The following is a 3,456-nucleotide window of genomic DNA, read 5'->3' as shown; positions in this document are numbered from 1 at the left end:
ACAGCTGTTGCCGACCTGGCTGAAGATTGCCGCTTTCGTGTACTGGCTGATGTCGTGCGTGACGCGGAACGTGCCGAAGGCACCCGACCCCTTGGCGTGCATGCGCCGCTCGGGGATGACTTCGCGGGCGAAGTGGGCGAGCTTCTCGATCAGCCACAGGTCCTGCAACAGCAGCGGACCCCGCGGGCCGGCGCTCATGCTGTTCTGGTTGTCCACAACGGGCGCACCCGCGGCGGTGGTCAACGGTTGGGTGTTTTCTTCGAATGCCATCTTCATCTCCGTGGTGGTGGGGTCGAGTTGTAGGGACTGCCTAGTTCGGTTGATTACAATCTCGCTGAGCGGGGGTCATCGCTACAGCATGAATAGCGACAGGTAGTCCACAGATCTGGACACTGGATGCGCTGGTGGCCGCGGCTGCGGCTTGTTACCCGCCGGACGGTTCCGCTCCGGCAAGCTCAAATAGGTGCTGTTGGAGAGCATTTCACTCGGGCCAGCTGTTGTTGAGGATGATGTCGACGAAATCTTCGCGGACGAACGATTGGTCGAAATACCCGAGTACGTCAGCGTTGACATTGCCGAAAGTGCTGTCCGGGCGGTGTTTGTTGCCGTCGTTGAACGCTCGCAGTATCCGGCGCTTGAAGTCTGGTCGTGGATGGGCGGCGGTGACTGAATCAAGCGCCTCTGGGGACAGCGCCTGACGGTCGATACCCAGCACGTCGGTCTCCACACCGGCGGTGACCAAAGCAATCTCCGGATCCAGGAATTCGGGCACATTGGGTGTGGTGTGCAACGCGATGCTCAACCAGACCTTCCGGGCGTCAGCTTCGCCGACACCGTGATCGAGCAGGAAGTCGCGCGCCGTGTTGGCGCCGTCGACCTCAAAGCGCAACATGGAAGTGCGGTAGGTCTCGGTGAGCCCGACATCGTGAAACATGGCTCCGGCGTAGAGCAGTTCTAGATCCGGCTGCAGTCCGCGGCGCCGGCCCTGCAGCGCGCCGAACAGAAACACCCGCCGCGAATGATCGAAAAGCAAATCATCCTCGGTGTCCCTGACGAAGGCGGTGATCTCGCGTACCAGCTCGGTGTTGGGGATGACGACGCCGGCGATGGTGTCGGCCGCAGTGGTAGACATGTGCAACTCCTGGAATCAGCGACTTATCGAGTTGTGCGCCCAGTTTCGGGAGTCGGCGGGGAGGCAACTGTGGTGCCGCCACATTCCCGGTCTAGGCACGCCCCACGTTTGCGCCCCTTAGAGCGGGCCCGCGGTGTGATCACGGCTTACTTTCGTTTGGTCATCGTCACACCCACGACCCGCGATGTCGCTACCGCTGCCATGCAACCGGCATACCTGCTAGCTGCAATCTGCCGCCGAGTCGGTCGAGATGTTGCGGGGGAGGAGAGACACCGGTCGCCGGCGACTATCACTGAGTCGGCGGGGGAGTCGCCGCAAGGTTCCCCTTTGCTGTCAGGATGAGATCCGGCGTAGCCGCTTGTACGAAGCTGCTCGTACGGGTTAACGTGCCACTATCGCGAAAAGCGATCGCGCACGCGGTCGTCGACACGGCTGCTGAGCCCGCATTCAGCTGCCCAGCGTCTTCCAGCAAAGAGCCTGACTCGCCGTCGGGCCGCAGCAGAGGAGCGCTGAGCACTTATGTCTATTGCCATCGTCGGTGCCGGTCTCGGTGGCCTCGTTCTCGCCCGCACGCTGCACCGTCACGGTGTCCCCGCAGCGGTCTATGAAGCCGAGGCCTCGCCGGAGATGCGTGGACAGGGCGGTCTGCTCGACATCGAGGAGCACACCGGACAGGTGGCCTTGCGGGATGCCGGTCTCTACAACTCCTTTCGTGCACTCATCCGCCCTGCCGAGGACGCGAAACGCGTTGTAGATTCACAAGGCCGGGTGTTGTTCGATCGGCCGGGAGGCACGGTCGGCGCTCGGCCTGAAGTAGACCGCGGCGACCTGCGGCACATGCTGATTGACTCGTTGCAAGCCGGCACGGTCCGCTGGGGACATAAGGCGGCCCGTGTAGTGGCTGCCACCAACGACCGGCCCGTGGTTTTCTTCGGCAACGGCTCCTCGATAGCACCGGAGTTGGTTGTGGGCGCCGACGGCGCATGGTCGACGGTGCGACGAGCGGTCTCCGATGTCGAACCCGTCTACACCGGCACCTGCTTCGTCACAATTCAGTCACCTAGCGGCCATCGGCTATCGCCGAGAAGCCAAGCCGTCATCGGTCGCGGGACACTCATGGCCGTAGAGCCGGGACAGGGCATCCTGGTCCACCACAATGCGGACGGCACACTGAGCGGATACGTTGCGGTCAACGAGCCGCAGGAGTGGGTTGAGTCATTCGACACCGCAGACGACGCGGCTGTGCGAAACCTGCTGGCTCGCCGCTTCCACGGCTGGGCGTCTGCGCTGACCGATCTGGTAGCGGAGAACGTGGGAAGTCCCGTCCTGCGGCCCATCTATGCGCTGCCCACCGGTCATCGATGGGACCCAGTGCCCGGGGTGACCTTGCTCGGCGATGCAGCGCACCTCATGTCCCCGTTCACCGGACAGGGCGCCAACCTCGCCATGTTCGACGCCGCAGAAATCGCCAAACACGTTGTCGCAGAACCCATCCACATCGAGCGCGCGATCGCGGCCTATGAGAGTGCGCTGTTCCCGCGCAGCGCAGAGACCGCCGCCCAGAGTGCAGACAATCTGCTGCGCTTCTTCGGCGACGACGCCCCGCACAGCGTCGTCGACTTGTTTCGCCACCACCTGCGCTAAGGAAAGACCACAGTCAGTTGCGGCACGGTCACGGAGGGTCCGCGAGTAGGAGATGAATGTCTGATAGTTCATCAGAAGAACACGGCGAGCTTACTGGTAACCCTGCATATTCGAATCCTGCATATGCGCGACAAGATTTCCTGATCGTCGAGAACTAGAACCTCTCGCCGCTGGCGCTGTTCGAAAAGCCGAGGGTGAATTCTAGACTGGGCTCGACGATCAGGATTGTGGCCTTGATCCCGCGGTGACGAGGCCAGCCCCGACAACGATGACGATGACGATGACGTCAGCGTCCATGGCGCTAACGCTATCGACTAGCACCTCGGGCTCAGACGTTCACTCCAATGGCTCGGGCGTGAAGGTGACGTCGACACTGCCCACGGTCATCGTCACCTGACCTTCCATCACCATCACCTGCGCCGCGACCCGTCGATCGACAGTCTGGGCCAGTTGCTGCACCGGTGCGTTCGGTATCTGCACCACCGACAGGTTCGGCAGCCCCGCCACTTTGGGGCCGACGGTGCGCCACCAGGTGGCCGCTCCGGCGGCGAACGGGAACAGCAGCACCTGTTCGGCCTGGCTGGCTGCCTTGCTCAAGGCGCGTTCATCGGGCTGGCCCACGTTGATCCACTCCAGGATCCGGCCCGTGTAGTCGGCGAGCCGCAAGTCCGGTACGCCAG

At 62.9% G+C, this 3,456-nt stretch carries 4 protein-coding genes; 1 reads left to right on the top strand and 3 read right to left on the bottom strand.

Features of this window, described 5'->3' with window-relative positions; all coding sequences use genetic code 11:
* Together QOD90_RS27455 and QOD90_RS27450 are read right to left on the bottom strand one after the other, a co-directional pair.
* Window positions 1–270, bottom strand: a 270-nt coding sequence (locus tag QOD90_RS27455) for a catalase (protein WP_526355029.1), incomplete at its 3' end; no start/stop codon positions are given.
* Between the two features lie 211 nt (window positions 271–481).
* Window positions 482–1,132: an HD domain-containing protein gene (locus QOD90_RS27450; RefSeq protein ID WP_526355027.1), complete on the bottom strand. Its 651-nt coding sequence runs from the start codon at window positions 1,130–1,132 to the stop codon at window positions 482–484.
* A 519-nt stretch (window positions 1,133–1,651) separates the two neighbouring features.
* On the opposite strand from QOD90_RS27450, the gene QOD90_RS27445 reads away from it, so the two are divergent.
* A complete protein-coding gene (locus tag QOD90_RS27445) occupies window positions 1,652–2,776 on the top strand; it encodes an FAD-dependent oxidoreductase (RefSeq protein ID WP_526355025.1) in 1,125 nt (374 codons plus the stop codon).
* 336 nt (window positions 2,777–3,112) lie between these two features.
* On the opposite strand, the gene QOD90_RS27440 is transcribed toward QOD90_RS27445, so the two are convergent.
* The coding region (locus QOD90_RS27440; RefSeq protein WP_526355023.1) for a YaeQ family protein at window positions 3,113–3,456 on the bottom strand (344 nt) is incomplete at its 5' end.

The organism is Mycobacterium sp. (genome assembly GCF_032161845.1).
In the GTDB taxonomy this organism is placed as follows: domain Bacteria; phylum Actinomycetota; class Actinomycetes; order Mycobacteriales; family Mycobacteriaceae; genus Mycobacterium.
The sequence above is the reverse complement of the archived record's forward strand: the minus strand, read 5'-3'. Positions and strand labels throughout refer to the sequence as shown.

Excerpts from the sequence above, each read along its gene's own strand:
- QOD90_RS27450 (WP_526355027.1), bottom strand. The coding sequence starts at position 1,132 with ATGTCTACCACTGCGGCCGACACCATCGCCGGCGTCGTCATCCCCAAC.
- QOD90_RS27445 (WP_526355025.1), top strand. The coding sequence starts at position 1,652 with ATGTCTATTGCCATCGTCGGTGCCGGTCTCGGTGGCCTCGTTCTCGCC.